Source organism: Youngiibacter fragilis 232.1, from assembly GCF_000495435.3.
GTDB lineage: Bacteria > Bacillota > Clostridia > Clostridiales > Clostridiaceae > Youngiibacter > Youngiibacter fragilis.
In genome coordinates this window covers 1-871 of record NZ_AXUN02000070.1, presented here as the reverse complement: position 1 = coordinate 871, position 871 = coordinate 1, and the positions used below count along the sequence as shown (strand labels likewise).

General features: G+C 42.9%; 1 protein-coding gene. It reads left to right on the top strand.

The window, feature by feature from the left end:
* Positions 1-521: 521 nt before the first annotated feature.
* Positions 522-665: a zinc ribbon domain-containing protein gene (locus T472_RS19250; protein WP_341372041.1), complete on the top strand. Its 144-nt coding sequence runs from the start codon at positions 522-524 to the stop codon at positions 663-665.
* Positions 666-871: the final 206 nt, after the last annotated feature.

Sequence of the window (871 nt, the reverse complement as noted above, 5' to 3'; positions counted from 1 at the left end):
ACGGTGGTGTGGGAGGTCCCCTGCTTAATCAGCGGGGTCCTACCCGATTATGGTTATTACTAGACTTATGGGTGTTCTCAGACTGAAAGTGACTTCTTGCTGTGTGAGAGGATATTTGACGTAAGCTGCATAATGAACAGCCCGACAATTATACTGCCTTGAACCCTGCTGTTTTTCCATGCCATGACAAAAAAGCCATAATTCATTGACCAATACAGCGTCAGGTATGGGACTAAAAGTATCCAGATTTTACGGAAGGAAACCTTGAACACAAAATCATACAGGAAGTCAATCGAAAGGAAAGCAAGGAATATCATTAGAAATATGGCATATTTACTGGGCTTGCCCTGCGTAAACGCTGCATAAATGAGATAAAGCGCTGGTAATGACAGAAGTAGGTATGCTCTTCCAAATATCTTCAATTGAGACTGCCTTGATGAAAAAGCTTGCGCAAACTCGTGACTTCAGTCGTGAGTTAGCAAGCGAAGTGAATAAATAGACAGTACTTAAGACATTAGCATATCCACAAGGACGGGAAGAAACCACTCCATGTGAGGGAGTGGACCTGTCCAGTTTGCCATTCCCAGCATGACCGCGACGTCAATGCAACAAAAAATATACTGGCTGAAGGACTCAGGATAAGAGCTCTTACTCCAGGGTCTTAGCAATGCAGAAACAAACAGGAACCGCAGGAATTGCGGGGATAGCTTGGTTAACAAGAGAAACCTCTGTCGGCAAAGAAATAAGCCGGTAAGTATGCTATGCTCCCAAGAATCTCGTGACTTTAGTCATGGGAGATTCAAACATTTTATTGATTTTGAAATCTGTGAAGGCGAATCCGATGATCGCATAACTGTTAAAGATTTCTAGT